Source organism: Cellulomonas sp. RIT-PI-Y (genome assembly GCF_025642745.1).
GTDB lineage: Bacteria > Actinomycetota > Actinomycetes > Actinomycetales > Cellulomonadaceae > Cellulomonas.
In genome coordinates this window covers 1-22219 of sequence record NZ_JANZKP010000054.1, presented here as the reverse complement: position 1 = coordinate 22219, position 22219 = coordinate 1, and the positions used below count along the sequence as shown (strand labels likewise).

General features: G+C 72.9%; 20 protein-coding genes and 2 pseudogenes. 6 read left to right on the top strand and 16 right to left on the bottom strand.

Features of this window, described 5'->3' with window-relative positions; all coding sequences use genetic code 11:
* Positions 1-23 precede the first annotated feature (23 nt).
* Positions 24-794, bottom strand: coding sequence for a hypothetical protein (locus OGL89_RS14230; protein WP_263120817.1), 771 nt, complete (start codon positions 792-794; stop codon positions 24-26).
* Between the two features lie 455 nt (positions 795-1249).
* Here OGL89_RS14230 and OGL89_RS14225 point away from each other — a divergent pair.
* The 4 genes and pseudogenes from OGL89_RS14225 to OGL89_RS14210 all read left to right on the top strand — a co-directional run bounded on the left by OGL89_RS14225 (position 1250) and on the right by OGL89_RS14210 (position 3828).
* Positions 1250-2460: pseudogene (locus OGL89_RS14225) on the top strand (inorganic phosphate transporter).
* Positions 2460-2651, top strand: coding sequence for a hypothetical protein (locus tag OGL89_RS14220; RefSeq protein WP_263120816.1), 192 nt, complete (start codon positions 2460-2462; stop codon positions 2649-2651). Before OGL89_RS14225 ends, OGL89_RS14220 begins: the two are co-directional and overlap by 1 nt.
* The gene (locus tag OGL89_RS14215) at positions 2648-2956 is read left to right on the top strand and encodes a DUF3349 domain-containing protein (protein ID WP_263120815.1); all 309 of its coding nucleotides are present in this window, start codon (positions 2648-2650) and stop codon (positions 2954-2956) included. The genes OGL89_RS14220 and OGL89_RS14215 overlap by 4 nt, the downstream gene beginning before the upstream one ends.
* 260 nt (positions 2957-3216) lie before the next feature.
* Positions 3217-3828, top strand: coding sequence for a hypothetical protein (locus OGL89_RS14210; RefSeq protein ID WP_263120814.1), 612 nt, complete (start codon positions 3217-3219; stop codon positions 3826-3828).
* On the opposite strand, the gene OGL89_RS14205 is transcribed toward OGL89_RS14210, so the two are convergent.
* The 10 genes and pseudogenes from OGL89_RS14205 to OGL89_RS14160 form a co-directional block, all read right to left on the bottom strand.
* Entirely contained in the window at positions 3762-5402 is a 1641-nt protein-coding gene (locus OGL89_RS14205; protein ID WP_263120813.1) for an ABC transporter ATP-binding protein, read from the bottom strand. The genes OGL89_RS14210 and OGL89_RS14205 overlap by 67 nt on opposite strands.
* A complete protein-coding gene (locus OGL89_RS14200) occupies positions 5399-6235 on the bottom strand; it encodes an ABC transporter permease (RefSeq protein WP_263120812.1) in 837 nt (278 codons plus the stop codon). The genes OGL89_RS14205 and OGL89_RS14200 overlap by 4 nt, the downstream gene beginning before the upstream one ends.
* Positions 6232-7182, bottom strand: coding sequence for an ABC transporter permease (locus OGL89_RS14195; RefSeq protein ID WP_263120811.1), 951 nt, complete (start codon positions 7180-7182; stop codon positions 6232-6234). The genes OGL89_RS14200 and OGL89_RS14195 overlap by 4 nt, the downstream gene beginning before the upstream one ends.
* 1 nt (position 7183) lies before the next feature.
* Positions 7184-8797, bottom strand: a complete 1614-nt coding sequence (locus tag OGL89_RS14190; RefSeq protein WP_263120810.1) for an ABC transporter substrate-binding protein — start codon at positions 8795-8797, stop codon at positions 7184-7186.
* 66 nt (positions 8798-8863) lie between these two features.
* Positions 8864-9655, bottom strand: a complete 792-nt coding sequence (locus OGL89_RS17225; RefSeq protein ID WP_263120809.1) for a DUF1684 domain-containing protein — start codon at positions 9653-9655, stop codon at positions 8864-8866.
* Between the two features lie 299 nt (positions 9656-9954).
* A pseudogene (locus OGL89_RS14180) lies at positions 9955-10257 on the bottom strand (3-methyladenine DNA glycosylase); the annotation flags it as partial.
* A gap of 44 nt (positions 10258-10301) precedes the next feature.
* On the bottom strand, positions 10302-11618 hold the full coding sequence (locus OGL89_RS14175) for a HEPN domain-containing protein (RefSeq protein WP_263120808.1): 1317 nt from the start codon (positions 11616-11618) through the stop codon (positions 10302-10304).
* Between the two features lie 112 nt (positions 11619-11730).
* A complete protein-coding gene (locus tag OGL89_RS14170; protein WP_263120807.1) occupies positions 11731-12699 on the bottom strand; it encodes a 3-methyladenine DNA glycosylase in 969 nt (322 codons plus the stop codon).
* Complete coding sequence (locus OGL89_RS14165; protein ID WP_263120806.1) at positions 12653-13540, bottom strand: DMT family transporter; 888 nt, start codon at positions 13538-13540, stop codon at positions 12653-12655. Before OGL89_RS14165 ends, OGL89_RS14170 begins: the two co-directional genes overlap by 47 nt.
* Before the next feature lie 15 nt (positions 13541-13555).
* On the bottom strand, positions 13556-15232 hold the full coding sequence (locus tag OGL89_RS14160; protein WP_263120805.1) for a bifunctional 3'-5' exonuclease/DNA polymerase: 1677 nt from the start codon (positions 15230-15232) through the stop codon (positions 13556-13558).
* Between the two features lie 76 nt (positions 15233-15308).
* On the opposite strand from OGL89_RS14160, the gene OGL89_RS14155 reads away from it, so the two are divergent.
* Both OGL89_RS14155 and OGL89_RS14150 read left to right on the top strand, forming a co-directional pair.
* The gene (locus OGL89_RS14155) at positions 15309-16178 is read left to right on the top strand and encodes a PAC2 family protein (RefSeq protein ID WP_263120804.1); all 870 of its coding nucleotides are present in this window, start codon (positions 15309-15311) and stop codon (positions 16176-16178) included.
* Positions 16179-16180: 2 nt separating this feature from the next.
* Positions 16181-16921, top strand: coding sequence for an aminoglycoside phosphotransferase family protein (locus OGL89_RS14150; protein ID WP_263120803.1), 741 nt, complete (start codon positions 16181-16183; stop codon positions 16919-16921).
* Between the two features lie 3 nt (positions 16922-16924).
* Here the strand turns inward: OGL89_RS14150 and OGL89_RS14145 are convergent, their stop codons facing one another.
* From OGL89_RS14145 to OGL89_RS14125, 5 genes are all read right to left on the bottom strand, one after another.
* Complete coding sequence (locus tag OGL89_RS14145) at positions 16925-17572, bottom strand: transaldolase family protein (RefSeq protein WP_263120802.1); 648 nt, start codon at positions 17570-17572, stop codon at positions 16925-16927.
* Between the two features lies 1 nt (position 17573).
* A complete protein-coding gene (gene xylB / locus OGL89_RS14140) occupies positions 17574-19043 on the bottom strand; it encodes a xylulokinase (protein ID WP_263120801.1) in 1470 nt (489 codons plus the stop codon).
* Positions 19043-19672 (bottom strand): SIS domain-containing protein, encoded by a 630-nt coding sequence (locus OGL89_RS14135; protein WP_263120800.1) that lies wholly within the window; start codon positions 19670-19672, stop codon positions 19043-19045. The genes xylB and OGL89_RS14135 overlap by 1 nt, the downstream gene beginning before the upstream one ends.
* A 17-nt stretch (positions 19673-19689) precedes the next feature.
* A complete protein-coding gene (locus OGL89_RS14130) occupies positions 19690-21222 on the bottom strand; it encodes a sugar ABC transporter ATP-binding protein (RefSeq protein ID WP_263120799.1) in 1533 nt (510 codons plus the stop codon).
* 4 nt (positions 21223-21226) lie between these two features.
* Positions 21227-22219, bottom strand: a 993-nt coding sequence (locus tag OGL89_RS14125; RefSeq protein WP_263120798.1) for a substrate-binding domain-containing protein, incomplete at its 5' end; no start/stop codon positions are given.

Sequence of the window (22219 nt, the reverse complement as noted above, 5' to 3'; positions counted from 1 at the left end):
GACGGGACGGTGAACGAGGTCGATCACGGCTGGAGCTGGGCCTGCAGCGCGTTGTAGTCGTCCACCATCGCGTCGATCCGGGCACGTTCGGCCGCGGCGGCCTCGATCCCCTCGGTGAACTCGGTCGCCACGACCGCCTGGTACCCGGCGTCGATGTCGGCGCGGAGCTGCGACATCGTCGCCTCGAACTCCTCGTGCACGGCCACCAACGCGGCTCGGTCGGCGACGAACCGCGCGTAGAACTCTTCCACCCGCTCGCCGAATCCACCGCCCCACACCTGGGTCCCGAGGTAGGCGAACAGCTCGGTCGGCCGGTGCTCCGGATGATCGCCGACCGAGAAGGCGATCTGCTGGTGGATGGGGTCGTCGGCCGGGATCGTGGCGACCGCCACCTCGAGCAGACCGGCGAGCTCGGCGCGCTCCGGCTCGCTCAAGGTCTCCCAACCGACATGCAGCGTCTCGTGCGCGACCGTCTCGACCACGAAACCGCGCAACCGCGGGTCGGCCGGGCTGTACACGACGACGGAGCCGTCGACAGGCCGGAAGCAGCCGACCGCGCCGTCCGACCTGACCGCGGCGAGGTCATCGGTGCACTGCCCCGCGAAGGCCCCCGCGTCCAGGAGCTGGGGCCGGGACTCGTACAGCAGCTGCCGCCCCTGATCGGACAGATGAGCCTCGCCGGCGAGCGCGACCACGTCGGCGGCGGGGGCCTGTGCCACATCTGAGCCGGATCCGGCGCCCGCGCCGAACCCGGCCGTCCCGCTGTCCAGCCACCAGACGACGGCGAGAACCACACCCAACAACGTCGCGATCAAGGGTGCGGGTGCCCGGCGGATCCGCCTTGCTCGGCGCGGGCGGACCGGCGTGACGGGTGCGCGCCACGCGGTCTCGACCGCGTGGCGACCGGCGGCCTCGTCGACAACCCACTGCGGCACCCGCCCGGTGGGCGAGCGGGGCAGATCGTCGGGGATCGGCGTCCGCGGGGCGGTCACGGGAGCAGCTCCGTCACAGGGACACCGCGGGGGCCGCTCGCATGGTGTCTCCTCCTGCAGCACGATCTCCAGGACGTCAGCCGTGGGTCTCCAGCGGCCACCCGGATCCAAGCACGGGCCACGAGCCGGCCACATCTGCCGAACGAGCGACGGAGGCACTGGTGCTGGAGCCGGTCCCCGGGTGAACACCGGGTGACGACTCGCCCACCGATGGGTGCCCGCGGTGCGGGTGGCCGGGGACGGCACACGGTGGCGCCGTGGACGCTGCAACCGTGATTCTGATCCTGGTGGTCGTCGTCGCGCTCTCGTTCGACTTCACGAACGGGTTCCACGACACCGCGAATGCGATGGCCACGTCCATCGCCACCCACGCGCTGCCCCCGAAGACGGCGGTGACGCTGTCCGCGGTGCTGAATCTGGTGGGCGCGTTCCTGTCGGTGCAGGTCGCGTTGACCGTGACGAACTCGGTCGTGCGGATCCAGCAGGCGGACGGGGCGCCGAGTCCGGACCTGGTGCGGGACGGGGGCGAGGGGCTGCTGGTGATCGTGCTGACCGGACTGGTCGGGGCGATCGTGTGGAATCTGCTGACCTGGCGGCTCGGGCTGCCGTCGTCGTCCTCGCACGCGTTGTTCGGCGGGTTGATCGGGGCGACGGTGCCGGGCTGGGCTGGGGCGCGGTGCACTGGACCGGGGACGGCGGGGAGCCGGACGGGGTGCTGGGCAAGGTGGCGATCCCGGCGATCGCGTCGCCGGTGGTAGCGGGAGTCGTCGCGGCGGCCGGCACCTGGTGCGTCTACCGGATCACGGTGGGGGTGGCCACGCGGTACACCGAGCGCGGGTTCCGGTGGGGGCAGATCGGGTCGGCGTCCCTGGTGTCGCTGGCGCACGGGACGAATGACGCGCAGAAGACGATGGGCGTGATCACCCTGGCGCTGATCGGCTCGGGGCACTGGAGCAGCACCTCGGCGATCCCGCTCTGGGTGAAGGTGGCGTGTGCGCTGGCGATCGCGCTGGGCACCTACCTGGGCGGCTGGCGGATCATCCGGACCCTGGGCAAGGGGCTGATCGAGATCGCGCCGCCGCAGGGGCTGTCCGCGGAGACCGCGTCGGCGGCGACGATCCTGGTGTCTAGCCACCTGGGCCCGGCGCTGTCCACCACCCATGTGACCACCGGGTCGGTGCTCGGCGCGGGGGTCGGCCGGCCGGGGGCGACGGTGCGCTGGCGGGTGGCCGGCCGGATGGTGGTGGCCTGGCTGATCACGATGTCCGCGGCGGGGGCAGTCGGGGCGGCGACCTGGTGGCTGGCGCACCTGCTGGGCGCGTCGGCCGTGGTGGCGGTGCTGGCCGCGCTGAGCGGCGTGATGTACCTGCGGTCCCGCCGGGACACGGTGCACGCGGGCAACGTGAACGACGACTGGCAGGACCGGTCCCGCACGGCGCGGCCGACGATGGCGGGAGGGGTGCGCTGATGGTGGTGACCGAGCTGGGGATGATCGGCCAGGTGCTGCTGGTGTCGCTGGTCCTGGGAACGGGACTGCCGGTGCTGTGCTTCACCCTGGTGGTGGCGGGGGTGGGGTTGGGCATCACATTCGTCGTGGCGTCCGGCTTCGGCTACGAGCTGGACTTCGCGCACGGCGTCCCGACCCTGGTGGCGTCGTGACCGAGTCCGGCGCCTGGTCGTCCCGGGTGCTGAACTGGCTGCGCGCCGGGTATCCCGCCGGGGTGCCGCAGCAGGACTACGTGGTGCTGCTCGGCCTGCTGCGCCGTTCCCTCACCGAGGCGGAGGTGCACCAGATCGCCGGTGACCTCCCGGTGCTGGCCAGCTACGGCGCGGAGATCACCACCGCGGACATCGAACGCCTCATCGGGGCCGCCACGCTGGACGCCGCCTCGGAGGAGGACGTCGCGCGGGTGTCGGCGCACCTGGCCCGGGGCGGATGGCCGCTGGCGGGGCCCGGGCATTAGGCCGACCGGGTGGGAATCACCCGTGGGCGGACGCCCGGACCGACAGCCGATCCCCTTGTTTCGGTAAGCCACTGGCCAACGGACCGGCCCGTGCCGTCAACTCTTGGCAATGGTCGCACCAAATATCGAGACCTCGAGCACGTGCCCGCGAGATCATGTGGCCCACTTCACACCGCGACTGGGTGCTAGCACCCTGGTCATGACTTTGACACACTCCCCTCGGTGCCCCCCACCACACGCCGCCCCGCCCGAGGAGAACGATGACCGTCCACGACTACGCCGTGCCGCCCCGGCACGGGTCCGCTGCTCCCCTCTGGGCGGATCTCGGCGGTCTGTCCGCGAACACCCGGACGGTCGCGCTGGGGCTGGAGGGGCTGGAGTCGTCGGTCCGGGCCTCGGCCCAGGACGCGGTCGACCTGTCCGGGGTCGCGGGGCTGGCGGTGCTGGCCGCGAGGACCGTGAGCCTGCGGGCGGCCGAGGCGCTGCGTGCGGTCTCCCAGGCGCACGGCGTGGTCGCGCTGCTGTCCGGGGTGGCGGAGCGGGTGCGCGATCTCGCCGAGTCGGCCGCGCTGGCCGGCGTGGACCCGGATCGGGTGGCGGACGCGGCGGTGTTCGCGGATCTGACCGCGCAGGCCGGAACGGTGGTCGGCACCCGGATCGACGAGGCGACCGAGGCCGCCGAGGAGCTGGTCGCCGAGGTGAACGAGCTGGAACGCCTGCTGCTCGCGGCGGAGAACAGCCAGGTGGTGTCCGCCCAGGCGCTGAACGACCGGGCCGACGTCGTGGCCCGCCTGCACGTGCACGCTCAGCGGGCCGCCTCCACCGCCTGGGACCGTGCGCTGGTCGTGGGCGGGGTCCGCGAGGAGGGCTGAGCCACCGCACGACCGGGCACCGCCGCCACCAGCTCCCGGGTGTACGGGTGCTCCGGGGCGTCGAAGACGCGCACCGTCTCGCCCTGTTCCACCACCCGGCCGCGATGCATGACCAGCACCCGGGCGCAGATCTCCCGGACCACGGCCAGGTCGTGCGAGACGAACAGGTAGGCCAGTCCCTCCCGGTGCAGGTCGGCCAGCAGGTCCAGGATCTGCGCCTGCACGGTGACGTCCAGCGACGACACCGGCTCGTCGCAGATCAGCAGGTCGGGTCGGATGGACAGCGCCCGGGCGATCGCGACCCGCTGCAGCTGACCGCCGGAGAGCTCGTGCGGTCGGCGGGCGGCGATGGCGGCGGGCAGCCGGACCTGGTCGAGCACCTCGCCCAGGCGGGCCCGGGCGGCACGACGACCACCCGAGCGCCGGGCACGCCAGGGCTCCAGGATGCTGACCCCGACCGGGTGTGCGGGGTCGAGCGAGGAGTACGGGTCCTGGAACACCGGCTGGACCCGGCGGGTGAACGCCCGGTCACCCGGCCGCGCGTCCGGCCCGTGCAGGGTGACGGTGCCCGCGTCCGGGCGGAGCAGTCCGAGCAGGATCCGGGCGGTGCTGGTCTTGCCGGAGCCGGACTCCCCCACCACGCCGAGGGTGCCGCCGGCCGGCAGGTGCAGGTCCAGACCGTCGACCGCGACCGTGTCCGGTGTGCCGCGACGCCCCGGGTAGACGTGGCGCAGACCGGTGGCGGTGAGCAGCGGTGCGCCGTCGACCGGGGCGACCAGGGGGATGCTCGACGGTCCCGGGACGGCGGCGACCAGGGCGCGGGCACCCGGAGTGGTCGGTGCGGTGAGCACGGTGCGGGCGGGACCCTCCTCCAGCACGGCGCCGTCGGCGAGCACCACCACCCGGTCCGCACGGTCGGCGGCCACGGCCAGATCGTGCGTGATGAGCAGCATCGAGGTGCCGGAGCGACGGACCAGGGCGTCCAGGTGGTCCAGGATCCGGCGCTGGACGGTGACGTCGAGGGCGGAGGTCGGCTCGTCCGCGACGATCAGCCGTGGTCCGCCGACCACCGCCATCGCGATCAGCACCCGCTGGCGCTGTCCGCCGGAGAGCTCGTGCGGGAGCCGGTCGGCCAGGTGCTCGGCGTCGTCCAGCCCGGCCAGGCGCAGGGCGTCGATCGCCAGGTCGCGGGCTGCGGCACCCCGGGCCAGACCGTGCACCCGGAGCACCTCGCTCACCTGGCGGACCACCGGGTGCAGTGGGTTGAGGGCGGCCAGCGGGTCCTGCGGGACGACAGTGACCGCGGTGCCGTAGACGCCGGCACGCCGTCGTTCCGGCAGGCCGACCAGCTCCCGGCCGTCCAGGGTGATCGAGCCGGTGACGGTGGTGCCCCGCCGGTGCAGGCCGAGCACCGCCCGGCCGATGCTGGTCTTGCCGGAACCGGACTCGCCGACCAGCGCGACCACCTCCCCGGGCGCCACGGTGAGGTCGACGCCGCGGACGGCCTGCACCGGCGCACCCCGACGCGAGGCGTAGCTGACCCGCAGGTCCCGGACACGCAGCAGGTCGGTCATCGGTTCGCTCCTCGCACGCCCCGGCTGAGGCGGTTGGTGGCCAGCACGGTCGCGGCGACCACCGCCCCGGGGAAGGTGGTCAGCCACCACGCGGTGGCCAGGTGGGTCCGGCCCTCGGACACCATCGATCCCCACTCGGGGGTGGGTGGCACGGCGCCGAAGCCGAGGAAGGACAACGCGGCGACGGACAGGATCGCTCCGCCGAGCTCCAGACCGGCCAGCACCAGCACGGGTCCGACCGCGTTCGGCGCGACGTGCCGGACCAGGGTCACCAGGTGACCGGTGCCGGCGCAGCGCGCGGCGTCGAAGTACGGCCGGGAGGTGATCCGCAGTGTCTCGGCCCGGGCGATCCGCACGAAGCTCGGGATCCCCGCGATGCCCACCGCGAGCGCCACGTTCGTCACCCCGAAGCCCAGGATCGAGACGAAAGCCAGCGACAGCAGCAGCCCGGGGATCGCCACCATCACCTCGGTGGCCCGCATGATCACGGTGTCCACCCCGCGCCCGGCGTACCCCGCGAGCATGCCGAGCGCGGAGCCGATCACCAGGGAGACCAGCACCGCGATCAGCGCGGCGCTGACCGAGAGCCGGGCGCCGTGCACAACCCGCGAGTACAGGTCGCGGCCGAGCAGGTCGGTGCCGAACCAGTGCTGGGTACTCGGTCCGCTCAGGGCGTGGGCGGCGTCCAGGTCGGACACCGGGTCGTACGGCGCGAAGAGTCCGGGCAGCGCGGCCCACAGCACCACCACGGTGAGCAGCAGCACCGAGGCCACCGCGCCGGGGGCGGCCCACCGCACGACCGGCCGGCGCCGGACCAGGGTCTCCACGCTCATGCCGGCACCCCGGTCCGGATCCGCGGATCGACCCAGCGGTACGCCAGGTCGACCAGCAGGGTCACCACGACGAACAGGCCACCGGTCAGGATGATCAGCGCCTGGATCAGCGGGAAGTCGTGCGCCCGGACCCCCTCGACGAACAGCCGGCCGATCCCGGGCCGCCCGTAGACGGTCTCCACGATCACCGCGCCGGACAGGATGCCGCCGACCATCATCCCGACCATGGTCAGCACCGGGATCGAGGCGTTGCGCAGGGCGTGGCCGAGCACGATCCGGGATCGGCCCAGTCCCTTGGACCGGGCGGTGTCGGCGTAGGGCTCGCCCAGCGCGTCGGTCAGTCCCCGGGTGAGCAGCTGGGCGATGGTGCCCGCAGTGACCAGCGCCAGGGTCAGGGCGGGCAGCACCAGCGACTGCACCCCGTTCGAGCCGAAGGCCGGGAACCAGCCCAGGGTGAAGGAGAAGACCTGGATCAGGACGACCGCGAGCCAGAACGACGGCACCGCCACCCCGAGCACGGTGACCGACTGCACCACCGAGCGCACCGCCCGGCCGGGCAGCAGCACCCCCGCCAGCGCGAACAGCAGACCGAGCAGCACCGCGGCGAGGATGGCGGTGCCGCCGAGCTGGACGGTGCTGCCCAGTCCGGCGCCGATCGAGGCGGTGACCGGCTGACCGGTGGAGTAGGACTGGCCCAGGTCGCCGGTCAGCACCCGGCGCAGGAAGCCGAGGTACTGCAGCAGCAGGGGCTGGTCCAGTCCGAGCTGGCTGCGCAGGGCGGCCTCCTGCTCCGGCGACGCGGACGCGGCCGTCTCCCCCGATCCGCCGCCGAGCATGATCCGCACCGGATCGCCCGGGACCAGGTGCACGAGGGCGAAGGACAGGGTGATCGCGCCCCACAGGACGACGACCATCTGCGCCACGCGCCGGAGCAGGAAGGCGGTCATGTCAGCTCCACGCGTCCACGAACAGCGGCTTGCCCTCGATGTCCGTGTGGTACCCCTGCACCCCGGCGGCGTGCGCCGTGTACTGGGTGAGGTCGTACAGCGGGACGGTGTAGCCGCGCTCCAGGATCAGGCGCTGGACCTGCTCGGAGACCTTCAGGCGCTCCGCCGGGTCGACGGTGGTCTGCAGGGTGCCGAGCAGCTGGTCGAGCTCCGGGTCCGCGTTGTCGTAGAGGAAGGACTGGTTCTCGTAGAACGAGGAGTAGACCGTGCGCAGCACATCGGGGTCGGCCCGGGTCTGCGACCAGGTGGACAGGTCGTAGTCGTGCTGGTGCAGCGCGTCCTCGGACGCCTCGGCGACCGGCTTCAGGACCAGGTCGATGCCGACCTGCTTCCACTGCTGCTGGAGCAGCTGGAGCAGGGCCTCGGTGGAGGTGCCCGAGCCCACGTACTCGATGCTGGGCGCCAGGCGCTCGCCGGCGGCGTTGGTCCGGATGCCGTCCGAGCCGACCTCGGTCCAGCCCGCCTGCTCCAGTTCGGTCTCGGCCTGGTCAGGGTCGTAGGTCAGCTCGTCGGACAGATCGACGTACCCCGGGTTGGTGGTGGTCAGCACGCCGGTAGCCGGCTCGTACCGGCCCTGGAACACGGTGTCGACGATGGCCTGCCGGTCGGTGGCCAGGGACAACGCGCGCCGGGTGTGCTCGTCGGCGAAGACGTCGCGGTAGACGAAGGGCACGATCGGGATCGAGATCGCTGGCATCGCGGTGGAGACCAGCTCGGCGTCGGAGGCCTCGATGGTGTCGGCGCTGGCAGCGTCCAGGATGTACGCCACGTCGATCTGCCCGGAGGCCAGCGATCCGGCGAGCGTGGTGGCCTCGGGGATGAACGAGACCTCGACCGTGTCGTAGTAGGCCCGGCCGCGGTTCTCGTACAGCGGCGAGCCCCAGTCGTAGTCCTCCCGGGCGGTCAGCGTGATCGACTGGTCCGGGACGTAGGAGTCGAGCACGTAGGGGCCGGTGCCGACCACGTTCCCGGCGGCGACCTCCTCCGGGGACAGCGCCAGGGTGTCCAGGGACAGCAGGCCGAGCGACTGGGTGGCGGTGGCCTGCAGGAACTGGGCGTTCGGCTGGTCGAAGGTCACCCGCACCCGCCCGTCGTCCAGCACCTCGGAGCCGACGTAGCCGCGCAGGTACCCGGCGGCGACGTAGGCCAGCGGACCGATCTCGACCACGCGGTCCAGGTTGGCTTTGACCACCTCGGCGTCGAAGGGCGTGCCGTCGGAGAAGGTCACGTCGTCCCGCAGGGTGAAGGTGAACTGCGTGGTGTCGTCGCTGATCTCCCAGTGCGTGGCCAGCCACGGCAGGATCTCCCCGGTCTCCGGGTCCTGGTCGGTGAGCGTGTCGGTGATCTGCCGGGAGATGGTCCGGGCGTGCAGCTGCGGGCGCTGCTGCGGGTCGTAGTTGCCGGTGTCGTCGGAGAAGCCGACCCGCAGGGTGCCGCCGGTGGTCGGTCCGGCGCTCGCGGAGTCCTCACCCCCGGCCGTCCCGGAGGAGCAGGCGGCCAGGAGCAGGGCGAGGCCTGCTGCCAGGGCCGTCAGCGTCGGTCGTCGCTTGGACATGGGGTGGTTCCTTCCGGGACATGGGTGTGCGGCATCGCGGCACGTCGGACTGGGAGGGAGAACGGGTCAGCGCGGGGCGCGCTCGCCCGCCGTCACGGCGAACGGCAGGGTGTTGCCCGCCGGGGGCAACGGACAGGTGCCGTGGTCGGAGAACGCGCACGGCGCGTTGCGGGCCCAGTTGAGGTCGACGACGACGGTGCCGTCGGGGTCGGGGTGCACGGTGAGCACCCGGAAGGCCGCGGTCTGCCGGCCGTTGGTGGCGTCGCGGAAACTGACCAGTCCGCCGCCGGTGACCAGCAGGGTGTGGTCCGCGCCGTCGTGGTGCAGGGTGAGCGTGCCCTCGACGTCCTGCACGTGCCGGACGCCGAGCGCCACCGATCCGGTCTCGGCCCGCTCCCCGGCGGCTGCCGGAGTGAAGGCGCCGGTCAGCCGCCAGGCCGGATCGTGGTCGAACACCGGCACCCCGGTGAACGCGGTCAGCGCCGGGGCGTGCGGGTCGCGCACCCGGACGCCGTGGCTGAGCGGACCGCGGGCCAGCGGCTCCAACCGCCGGTCGCCGTGCCGGAGATCGCCGGCGGGGCCGGTGCTCGGTGCCCACACGGTCGCCCGGCCGGTGAGCTCGTGGCCGTCCAGCGTCAGGGGGTCGCCGTCCAGCAGGACCTGGATGCCGTCGGTGTCGGCCCACCACAGACCGGGCAGATCACCGGCGGGGGCGGGCACCGGGCTGAGCCAGTGCAGCGCGGTCAGGCTGAGCCATCCGGTCGGATCGGCGAGTTCGGCGGTGCGGTGCTCGCGCCAGTGCAGCCAGTCGTCGCGCAGGCGGTCGGGGGCCGGGGCGGAGATGTCGGGAAGAGTCACGCTGGGGGCTCCGTGCGGGGGTCACCGCGACGGCCCGGGGCCGGGTCGCGGTCGCTGATGGGGAACGAGGGATCAGCGGTGACGACAACAGCACGGCGCGGCCGGACGCACGGCGGCGAGGGACGAGCGCAGCGCGCCGGTTCCTCGCATCGTGGTCCTCCTCACCCGGGGCGGCGTGTCGCCGCCCATCTGCGTCCGGACTGTAATCACAGCCTGTCACGACGGTCAACGAACTGTGACCGCACTGTGAGACGGACACGCCGTGGACGCCCGACGCGGAACACTCCCCGACCGCGCCGTCAGCGCGCGGCGGGCGACGCGGCGATCCCCAGCGCCGCCGCGCACACCGCCACCAGCCGGGCCCGCAGCACCGCGGCCCGCTCCGCGAACCCCCGCTGCCGCCGCACGTACTCCGCCTTGCCCTCCGGCGTCTCGATCGCCACCGGCTCCAGCCCGTAGCCCGAGACGTCGTAGGGCGAGGCCTGCATGTCGGTCACCCGCACCTCGGCGGCCAGCGCGAAGCAGTCCAGCAGCAGGTCGCCCGGACACAGCGGGCCGAGCTTCTGCGCCCACTTGTACAGGTCCATGTTCGCGTGCAGGCAACTCGTCGAGGCCCATCGTCGTCAATACGAGCGACGCCGCGCCGTCAACGCTCCGCCCACCAGTGCATGTTTGCTTCGAGTACTGACGGTGCCACACGGATCCTTCCCGCAATCCACAATCGTGCGACCAGCCAGTTCCTGCGCAGAGTCGAGAGCATCAGGTCAACATCGGGCAAGTCCCGGTTTGCGTGCTTTACACCATTGTAAGCATCCGCGGAATCCTTCACCCAGACATCTGTATCGAACCTCAAAGGAACCGGGACTTCATCAAGGACACGTTGCACGCGCTCGCGATAGGATTCATTGCGAGCCGCATTCTTTCCAAGACCGCTATCGAGGGCCAGCTGATAACCCAGCGCCTCGAAACCAATGCTCGATTCGATCAGTCCGGTCTCCAGTGCGGAGCGAGGGTGATCGAAATGGGACAGCAGTGCATTCAGACCGCGAGCAAATTGTGCGCGGAGCCGAACCCACCTCCGGAAGCCTTCCGGCCCGATATCATCGAACTCGAATAGAAACCTCTGCCGCGCGCGCTGCTCGTAGCTCCGCACCGCGTAGGTTTTAGCGCTGGACCACTTGTCGCCACGATGACCGCCGGCGGCGTCGCGCTCAGGGTCGTCGTCACGCAAGACCCACTGATTCGAGTAGCCGAATGGACTCCAGGCCGCTACGTCAAGGAGGTCACGCACAGCGTTATGCGAACTCAGATGATCCAACCACGAGCGCGCCGCTTTGACCCGAGTCTCGACAAGCACGGTCTCTCGGATCTCGGTCGTATCCGTCGCACTCGATCTTTCGACTCGATAGTTCGGGCGGAGCATTAAGTTCATAGAGCGCGAGAGATGGATGGGCGTCGGAGACTCAAGGTGGAGGTCCACGGACTGAAGCCTGCCGTGCTCATCTGTACGGTAGTTTCGCTCCAGGCTGGATATTCCGACCCATTCGCTCAAGCCAGGCAATTGCGATCGAAGGCCGTTAATCGTGTTATATTTCAACGACTTGGCCCCGAGGACTGCGAATTGGGCTCGAACCACGCCTTGACCGAAGCCCGAGAACATCTGGTCACGCATTCCCGCGCTGCGACATCCAACCAATACCACGGCCCCGTACACGTCCCGGAACATCAGTTGCTCGGGCACTTCGTAAGAATAGCTGCTTCGATCAAGGTCGTCGCCGAACTGCACACCAGCCCCATGGAACCAACGTGAGTACTGGCCGGGCGCACCACTGGTGATCCACGGTATGGTGAGCGTGATCTGCTCACCAGTATCCTGCAATAGGGTGGAAGTCTCCGGCGTGGTCGGGTCCCCATCGAAGAACCAGCCGATACGGGGCACTCCAGGCGTCAGGTCGTTCGTCACCGGGCCAGTGTCCCGCTAGACAACCGACAACACTAGGGCCAGCCGGGTCGAATCGCGTCGAGCCTAGGCGTTCCATCACGCCCCCTGAGGCACGCCCGCCGAACCCGGACGGTCAAGCCACAGCACCGCACGCCAGCAAGAGTCGACCGCGCAGCTCATTCGACCTAGCGGCGTAGTCCCGTTGTCTCCGCACGTACTCCTGCTTGCCCTCCGGTGTCTCGATCTTGATGGGCTTCAGCCCGTACGAACTCACGTCGTACGGCGATGCCTGCATGTCCGTGTAGCGGATCTCCATCGCAAGTTCGAATGAGTCGAGCAGTAGTTCACCCGAGACCAAGGGACCCAACTTCAAGGCCCACTTGTAACAGTCCATCGCCGCGTGAAGGCAGCCAGGTTGCTCGTAGTGAATCTGGGTGTTGCGCGTCAGGGGTAGCGACACACTCAGGGTCTCGGTGCCTGCAACCTGCTTCTTCACGTCCATGTTCGCGTGCAGGCAGCCGCCCTGGTCGTCCGCGATCTGGCTCCCGCGGGTCGGCCGGAGGGTGTTCAGCGGCGCGGCCTCCGGGGTGAAGAACCGGTAGGCGTCGATGTGCGTGCACCGGATCCGGTGCGTCTCCACCACGGCGTCGGTGCCGGCCTCGCCGAGCCGGAGCGGGAGGGGGTGCCGGTGCTCGCCGGCGCCCTGGCGGTAGACCATCGCCCACTCGTGCAGACCGAAGCAGCCGGTGGCGATCGGGCGGGAGGCGGTCGCGGACAGCAGGCCGTGGACGAACCGGACGGTGTCCCCGCGGTCGGCGAGCAGCGCGTCGACGTCCAGCTCGGCCCCGCCGTCCGGGCCGGTGCGGTACCAGCGCCAGTCGGTGTGCGGGACCGGGTCGTCGCCGGGCAGCAGACGGACCCCCGCGCCGGGGTGCCAGCGCCGGAGCTGCGCGGGCTTGGCGGAGTAGTAGTCGAAGAGGAAGTCCTCGATCGCGTGCCGTTCGCGCCGGGCGGTGCGGTCCCGGTGGGCGGCGGTCAGCGCGTCGGCGCGCGCCTCATGCGCGGCGGCGTGCGGCTGCCAGTCGGCGGCGGACAGGATCACCCCGCCAGGGTACGGGCGCGGTGAGCACCACCAGGCAGCCGCCGACCAGTCCGACCCCGACCCAGCCGAGCGCTCCGAGGTGCTCGCCGACCACCAGCACGGCGAGCAGCGCGGCGACCGCGGGCTCCAGCAGGGTGAGGGTGATCGCGGTGCTGACCGGCACCCGGGCCAGCCCCCAGCCGAACAGCAGGTAGCCGCCGAACATCGGCACCAGAGCCAGGTAGGCGGCCACCGCGGGACCGCGCGGCGCCGCCAGCAGCGCGGGCGCCGTGACGACCATCACCGGGACCAGCAGCACCCCGCCGAGCCCGAAGACCGCGCCCATCGCCACCCGGGACGGGATGCCGCCGGACATCAGCGTGGCCGCCGCCCAGGAGTAGACCGCGTAGGTGAGGCCGGCGAGCAGGCCGAGCAGGATGCCGGGCACCGATCCGCCGACCGCGCCGTGCCCCGCGCTGAGCAGGGCCACCCCCAGCACGCCGAGCGTCGCCCCGATCCCCCACCGCACGGTGAACCGCCGCTCCAGCACCGCGGCGATCAGCGGCGCCGACCCGATGGACACCACGGTGCCGACCGCGACCCCGGCCAGGTGCATCGAGCTGTAGAACGCCAGCGGGTAGACCGCGACCGAGACGGCGCCCACGGCGACCACCCCCGGCCGGGCACGCAACCCGGCGCGGTGGGGCCACCAGCCCGAGACCGCGGCCTGCAGCAGGCCGCCGACGCCCATGGCCACCGCACCGATCGCCAGCGGCCCGGCGGTGGTCTGCGCCGCGGCGGTGCCGGTGGTGCCCCAGAGCACGGCGGTGAGCAGCACCGCGAGCATGCCCCGGACGACCATGACCGGAGCCTACGGTCAGCCGGCCTGGTCGTAGGAGTCCACCACCGCGAGGTCCAGCGCGAACTCCACCGGGGTGTCGCCGAACAGCAGCCGCCCGGCCTCCACCGCGGACTCCCGCACCGCCGCGGCCACCCCCTCGGCCTGGTCGACCGGGCTGTGCACCATCAGCTCGTCGTGCAGGAAGAACACCAGGTGCGGGCGGTCGGGCAGGCCGATCAGCCGCCGTCGGAGCACGGCCATCCAGCACAGCGCCCATTCGGCGGCGGTGCCCTGCACGACGAAGTTCCGGGTGAACCGGCCCCAGTCCCGGGCATGCCGGCGGGCGTCCCGGGCGGTGGACTCGTCGCCGCCCTCTCCCCCGGCGGCCAGCTTCTCCGCCCTCCGGTCGGCCGACGGCAGGGGCGACGACCGGCCGAGCCAGGTGGTGACCTGCTCGCCGCGCTCCCCGGTCCGGGCCGCCTGCTCGACCAGGTCGACCGCGCGCGGGTACCCGCGGGCCAGCTGCGGCATCAGCACCGCGCTCGCCCCGGTGGTCGCGCCGTAGATCGCACCGATCATCGCGTACTTGGCCTGCTGGCGGTCGCCCACGATCCCGGCCTGCACCACCGCCTGGTACAGGTCCGCCTGACGGCCCGCGGCGGCCATCGCCCGGTCGCCGGACATCGCGGCCAGCACCCGGGGTTCCAGCTGCGCGGCATCGGCGACGACCAGCACGTGCCCCGGATCGGCGCGGACCGCGGCCCGGACACCGGCGGGCAGCTGCAGCGCGCCGCCGCCGTTGGACGCCCAGCGTCCGGTGACCACCCCGGCGGGCACGTAGTCCGGGCGGAACCGGCCGCCGGTCGCCCAGCGGTCCATCCAGGCCCAGCCGTTCGCGCTCAGCAGCCGGGACAGCTTCTTGTAGGCCAGCAGCGGCTCGATCACCGGGTGGTCGTGCGCGCGGAGCTCCCACTTGCGGGTGGTGGCCACGTCGATCCCGGCGGACCGCAGCGCGCGAAGCAGCTCCGGCGGCGAGTCCGGGTTCAGGCCCGGTCGTTCCAGGGCGGCGGCGATCGTCTCCGCCAGCGCCTGGAGCTTCGCGGGACGCACCCCCTCCGGCGGTCGCGGTCCGAGCAGCTCGGTCAGGAGCGCGTCGTGCAGGTCCGCGCGCCACGGCAGGCCGTCGTGCCGCAGCTCGGCGGCGATCAGTGCCCCGGTGGACTCGGCCGCGAGCAGCAGCCGCAGCCGCCCGTCGTCCTCGGCCTCGACCAGGCAGGCCAGCTGCGCCCGGAGCTCGCCGGCCGGGTCCGGCAGACCGGCGTCCCGCGGTTCCAGCTCGTCGAACAGGCTGGGCGCGTGGACCTGAGCACCCGGCTCCGTCTCGTCCCAGGCCGAGCGGGGCCCGGCGGCGAACCGGGTGCCCACGGTGCGGGTCGACCGGCGCAGGATCGCGTGGCACAGGCGCAGATCGTGCGCCCGCCGCAGTCGCACCCCGGCGGCGAGCAGCCCGGGATACCACCGTTCGGTGTCGTCCCACACCCAGCGGGGGTGCTCCGCCTCCTCCACCGCGGCGACCACGGCGGCCAGCTCCGCGCGCTGCACCTCCCGGGCCGGCCCCATCCCCTGGTCCACGACGGACGCGGTGTCCGGCGCCGCGCACAGCAGCACCGAGCCCGGGCGGGCGGGATCGGCGCAGACCAGCACGACGGACACCGGCACATCCCACCACCGACCGCCGACACCGCGGCGCATCCCGGGCGGTGTGGTCGCCAGGTCCTAGGCTGGTCCGATGAGCGATGAGTCGACCACCCCGGCGACGCCGGCGCTGCCCGGCAGCGGGACCATCCTGCTCGCCGCCTTCGAGGGCTGGAACGACGCGGGCTCCGCGGCCAGCCAGGCACTGGAGCACCTGCACGAGGTGTGGGGAGCCGAACAGGTCGACGAGCTCGACCCGGAGGACTACCACGACTTCCAGGTGAACCGGCCGGTGATCGGCCTGGCCGCGGACGGCCGACGCGAGATCACCTGGCCGTCCACCGCGGTCGCCGTCGCCACCGCGCCGCGCACCGGCCGCCGGATCGTCCTGGTGCACGGCATCGAGCCGTCCATGCGCTGGCGCCGGTACTGCGGCGAGCTGCTGGACATCGCGGCCGGGCTGCAGACCGAGACCGTGATCACGCTGGGCGCGCTGCTCGCCGACGTCCCGCACACCCGGCCGATCCCGGTCACGCTCACCAGCGAGGACCCCGCGGTGCGCGAGCTGCTGGACGTGGAGTCGAACACCTACGAGGGTCCGACCGGCATCGTCGGCGTCCTCCAGCACGAGGCCGCCGCCCGGGAGCTGCGCACCCTGTCGCTCTGGGCCGCGGTGCCGCACTACGTCGCCCATCCCCCGTCGCCCAAGGCGGTGCTGGCCATGCTGCACCGGATCGAGCAGCTGATCGGCGAGCCGGTCCCGCTGGGCGATCTGCCCGAGGACGCGGCAGCATGGCAGGACGGCGTGGACGAGCTCGCCGGGGAGGACAGCGAGATCGCCGAGTACGTGCGGCAGCTGGAGGAGGCAAAGGACACGGCCGACCTCCCGGAGGCCTCCGGCGAGGCGATCGCGCAGGAGTTCGAGCGCTACCTGAGACGACGGGACAAAGGCCTAGGAGGCTGAGCATGACCGCCGTGCCGGATCCGCAGGAAATCCCGCTCGACGGCGGGCATGTCACCACCGTGGTCCGGGTCGGCGACACCGTGCGCCGCACGGCGGGCCCCTGGACCCCGACCGTGCACGCCCTGCTGGCCTGGGCCCGGGCGCGCGGGGCGTGGATGGTGCCCACCCCGCTCGGCGTGGACGAGCAGGGCCGGGAGATGCTCAGCTGGATCCCCGGCGACACCGGCGACTTCCCGCCGCCGGACTGGGTCTGGCACCCGCGCACCGTGCAGCAGGCCGGGACGTTCCTGCGGATCTGGCACGACGCCACGGTCGGCTTCCCGGTCGACGCGGGCGCCTGGCGCCAGCCGGTGCACGAGCCCGCCGAGGTGATCTGCCTCAACGACGCTGCGCCCTACAACATGGTGCACGCCGCGGGTCGCCTGGTCGGGTTCATCGACGTGGACATGGCCTCCCCCGGCCCCCGGGTCTGGGACCTGGCCTACCTCGCGTACCGGCTGTGCTCGTTCTGCTCGGACACCCCGACCCCGGGCGGCCTGGACCCGCTGCACCGACTGGACAGCCTGCTGACGTCCTACGGGGATCGGGCCCCGACCCGGTCCGAGGTGCTGCGCACCATGGTCGACCGGTTGATCGAGCTGGCGGACTGGACCGACGTGCACGCCGACGTCACCGCACAGCCGGAGCTGCACGGCCACGCGGAGATGTACCGCCGGGACGCGCGGCACCTGCCGGCCGGCTGAGCCTCAGTCGCGCAGCTGGGCGACCGCCCGGTCGAAGTCGGCCACCGCGGCCTCGGTCAGCGGCTCGGTCAGCAGGGCGCGCGCGACCGGGGCGCCGACGGTCACCGCCTCGACCCCGAGCAGCGCGAGTCGGCGGACGTCCTCCGCCGACCGCAGGCTCGCCGCGAGCACCCCGGTGCTCGAACCGGTCAGGATGCGCTGCATCTGCGCCACCTGCTCGTGGCCGTCACGGCCCTGTTCGGTCATCCGGCCGACGTAGGGCGCGATCCATCGGGCCCCGGCCGCGAGCGCGGTGAGGGCCTGCAGGGCGTGGTAGACCGCCGTCACCAGGACCGGGACCCCCTGGTCGGCGAGTCGGCGTGCGGCGGTGAGGCCGGCGGTGGTCGCGGGGATCTTCACCACCACCCGGTCGCTGAGCGCCCGGAGCTCACGCCCTTCGGCCACGATCCGGTCGGCGTCCGCCGCGGTCGTCTGCACGAAGACCTCCGCGGTGCCGCGTTCCAGCAGCCAGTGGACCAGCGCGGGCACCTCCGCCAGCCGGACACCGCCGCGCTGCAGGATCAGCGGGTTGGTGGTGACGCCGCTGAAGAGTCCGGTGTCGAGCAGCGGGGCGAGCTCCGCACGGTCCGCGCAGTCCAGGTAGAGCCGCATGTCACTCCTTCTCGGTGGGTTGGCGCCAGTCGGCCAGCGCCCGGTAACGGTCGAGCAGCTCGTCGGGCAGGGCGCCGAGCGGCTCGGTGATCGAGGTGGTCGCGGGCGTCCAGGCGTCCCGCACGGTCGGGATGCCGGCGCCGGTGAGCGCGGCGGTGGCCTGCACGGCGGCGCCGCGCGCGGTGGCCTCGGGCGCGTCCCGGGTGTGCACCGGTCGGCCGAGGGCGTCGGCGAGGACCTGCCGGTAGGCCGGGGAGCGGGACCCGCCGCCGGTCACGATCACCTCGCCGTCCGCGGTGGCCCCAGCGGCCCGGATCGCCCGGTGCCCGCGCAGCAGGCCGAGCACCACCCCCTCGTGGGCCGCCAGCGCCAGCTCCTCCCGGGTGGTGTCCGATCGCAGGCCGCCCAGCAGTCCCCGGGCGTCCGGCCGGTCGGGGGTGCGCTCGCCGTCCAGGTAGGCCGCCAGCACCGGGCGGTCGGGCCGCCGGTCGGCCGCGAGCGCCAGCTCCGCCAGGGTGGGCAGGTCGACGCCCAGTAAGCGGGCGACAGTGTCGGTGACCTTGGTGGAGTTGAGTGAGCACATCAGCGGCAGCCACCCGCCGGCGGCGTCGGCGACCCCGTCGACCCAGCCGGTCGGGTCGTGCACCGGCACCGCCGAGGTGGTCATCACCACGCCGGAGGTGCCGAGGGAGTAGAGCACCTGCCCGGGGGCGAGTCCGATGCCCAGGGCACCGGCGTGCTGGTCGCCCGCACCGGCGCCGACCACCACGTCCGGCCGGAGACCGAGCTCGGCCGCCGCGGCGGTGTCGGCGTGCCCCGCCGGTTCGGCGGGTCCGGCCACCCGGGGCAGCAATGCCGCCCAGTCCAGGTCGGGCCGGACCCACCGCTCCAGGTGCTCGGTCAGGTAGGCCCCGCGGTGTGCGGCGTAGTACCCGGTGCCCGAGGCCTCGGACCGGTCGGTGACCGCCTGGCCGGTGAGCCGGAGACCGAGCCAGTCGTGCGGGAGCAGCACCCGGCGCAACCGGTCCAGCAGCCGCGGTTCGTGGGCGGCGACCCAGGCGAGCTTGGTGATCGTGAACGCCGCGGTCGGGACCGAGCCCACCGCGTCCGCCCACCCCGCGGCTCCGAGGTCGGCGACCATCGCGGCCGCCTGGGGTGCGGAGGTGGTGTCGTTCCAGAGCTTCACCGGACGCAGGACGGCGTCGTCCTCCCCGAGCAGCACCGCGCCGTGGCACTGGGCGGCGATGCTGAGCGCGTCGATCCGGTCGGCGGTCAGGCCCGCCTCCCGCAGGGCCGCGCCCAGCGCCGTGCGCAGGGCGGTCCACCACACCGCGGGATCCTGCTCGGAGACCGGCGGGGTGGTCGCCGGGTGCGGTGCCCGCCCCGCACCGAGCAGCCGCCCGTCGTCGGCGTCCCGGAGCTCGAGGGTGCAGGACTGGGTGGAGGAGTCCACCCCGGCGACCACCGGCATCAGGCGTCCCCGAGCGGTGGCAGCTCGTCCGGCAGGTCCGCCCGCTTGCCCACGGCTCCGGCCGGATGCGTGAACAGCACCTGCTCCCAGCCGTACCCGCGCCGCCGCATCAGCACCGCGGCCAGCGCGTCGCCCCACACGGCGGTCGCCAGGGTGGAGCCCATCGCGATCACCCCGCCGGGGTCGACCTCCGGCCCCGGGTCGATCACCACCGTGAGGTCGGCGAGCCGGCCCAGCGTGGACTCCGGCGCCGCGGTCAGCGCGATCACCGGCACCCCGCGGCTGCGCAGCCGGGTCGACAGGTCGTTCAGCTCGTCGGACTCCCCGCCCCGGGAGAGCGTGAAGAGCAGGTCCCCGGGCGCCACCGCTCCCATGGTGCCGTGCAGCGCGTCCATCCCGGGCAGGAAGACCGCCGGGGTGCCGCAGACCGACAGCAGGTGGGCCATCCGGCGTGCCACGGCCCCGGAGGTGCCCGATCCGGTGACGAAGACCTTCCCGGTGCACGCGTCCACCAGCTCGACCGCCCGCAGGAAGGTGTCGTCGATCTGGTCGGCCACGGCGGCCACGCCCCCGCCCTCGCGCCGCACCAGATCGCGGGCGGTGCGCAGGGTCTCCTCGGCACTGGTCATGGTGGTCCCTCCCGGGTTCATGCCGCGGCCCAGGCGGCGCGGCGCAGTGACTGGGGCGTGCGGTCCTCGGCGGACAGCGGGGTGCCGGCGGTGTGGCCGTGCGACATCACCACGACGTCGTCGGCGACCTCGGCGACCTCGTCCTCCTCCGAGGAGACCAGGACGACGGTGAGTCCGGACTCGTGGGCGAGGGCGCGCACGATCCGGTGGATCTCCGCTTTGACGCCCAGGTCGACGCCCTTGGTGGGCTCGTCCAGCAGCAGGACCCGGGGTCGTTGGGCGATCGCCCGGGCCAGCAGCACCTTCTGCTGGTTGCCGCCGGAGAGCCGGACCACCGGCCCGTGCCGGTTCCCCCGCACCCGGAGCCGTTCGAGCAGGTCGTCCGCGTCCCGCTGGACGGCGCCGCGGTCCAGGAACCCCGCCCGGCGGTACCGGCCGAGCACCGGCAGCGCCACGTTCTGCGGCGAGGACAGGCCGGGCACGATCCCGTCGTGCTTGCGCTCCTCGGTCAGGTACACCAGCCCCGCGCGCTGGGCACGGGCCGGGGTCCTGGGCCGGTGCGGGACGCCGTCGAGCAGCACCTGCCCGCCGGTGACCGGGTTCAGGCCGACCAGCGCCCGGAGCATCTCGGTGCGCCCGGCGCCGACCAGCCCGTAGATGCCCAGCACCCGGCCGGGCTCGGCGCGCAGGGTCACCCCGTGCACGCCGCCGGCCCGCAGGTCCCGCACCTCGAGCAGCCGGCCGGTCCGGTCCTCGGACGGCAGCGCGGCCACCACGTCCCGGGTCTCCTCGGCGGCGGCCCGGTCCACCGGGGCCGTGGCGGCGGCAGGTGCGGACTCCTCGCCCGCGATCGCCGTGACCACATCGGCCCGGGAGACCTCGTCCACCCGGGCGTCGATCCGCACCCGGCCGTCCACCAGGGCGACGACCCGGTTGCACACCGCGTAGAGCTCGTCGAGCTTGTGGTCGACGAACACGATCCCGAGGCCGCGATCGACGGCCAGGGAGCGCACCATCTCCAGCAGGCGCTCCACCTGCTGGCCCTCCAGGGCGGTGGTCGGCTCGTCCAGCAGCAGGAACCGTGCCTTGCGGTGCGTGGCCACCGCGATCTCCAGCATCTGCCGGGTGGCCACCGGGTAGGCGCCGAGCTTGCGGTCGACGTCCAGGTCCAGGCCGAAGGACTCCACCAGCTCCCGCGCCCCGGCGCGCATCTCCTCCCGCCGGAGCAGCCCGGCCCGGGACCGCTCGTCGCCCAGGTACACGTTCTGGGTGACGGTGAGGTTCGGGAGCAGGGAGAGCTCCTGGTAGACCGTGGCCACCCCGGCGGCGATCGCGTCCCGCGGACCGGCGATGTCCTGCCGGACCCCGTCGACCTCGATCCGGCCGCCGTCGGGGGTGGTCGCCCCGGAGATCACCCGCAGCAGCGTGGACTTGCCCGCGCCGTTGTGACCGACCAGCCCGACCACGTCCCCGGGACCGACCTCCAGGTCGACCCCGTGCAGGACGGTGACGCCGGAGTACCTCTTGACGATCTGCCGTACGCCGAGCATCGGGTCAACCCACCTCGCCCGGACCGGGCGTCTGGCCGGTGGTGAACTCCTTCAGCGACTTCAGCACCTCGGGCTCGACGTCCTGGCCGTCGACGTAGTCGCGGATCTGCTGCACCACGTCGGCGCCGTAGGCCTCGGGCTCCTGGGCCACGCAGCCCGCGTACTGCGCGGTCAGCGGGGTCTCCGCGGCGCAGAAGCCGTAGACCTTGACCGTGGAGTTGGCGCCGAGGGCCTGCAGCGCGCCGTAGGCGGCGGGGCCGGTGGAGGCGAAGATCACGTTGATGTCCGGGTTGCCGGAGAGCATCTCGGTGGTGGCCCGCAGCGAGTCGTCCGGCTTGACGTTCCCGTCGACCCGGGCCACCACGGTGGCGTTCGGGTTCGCCGCGATGGCGTCCTCGAATCCCTGGTCGCGCTGCTGGGTGGGGGTCTCGTCCGGCTCGGTCACGAACCCGATCGTCAGGTCCGCGTCCGCGCCGAAGTCGGCCAGCACCTGCTCGGCGGACTGCTTGCCGCCCTCGGCGTTGTCCGCACCCAGGTACTGGACGATGTGACCGCCCTGCGCCTGCAGCGCCTCGGGGTCGACCCCGACGTTCACCACGAACACCGGGACGCCGGCGTCGTTCGCGGCCTTGACCAGCGCGGCGGCCGGCTCGGACTTCACCGGGTTCAGTGCCAGGGCGCAGGGCTGCTTCTGCAGCATGGACTGCACCTGGGCGAGCTGGTTCGCGTCGTCGTCGTCGGCGATCTGGACCTCGACGTCGAAGCCTTGCTCCTCGCCCGCGGACTCGAAGCCCTGCTTCATGGCGACGTAGTACGGGTTGGTCAGGTTCGGCAGCGCGACCGCGAGGTAGGGGTCGTCCTCCGCGCAGGCCGCCGGGACGGCGTCGGAGGCCGCGGCGGTGTCACCGCCGGTGGAGCCGCCGCCGGAGCCGGTGCCGGTGTCGACGGCTCCGCAGGCGCTCAGCGCCCAGATCGCACCGATCGCGGCGGGGGTGGT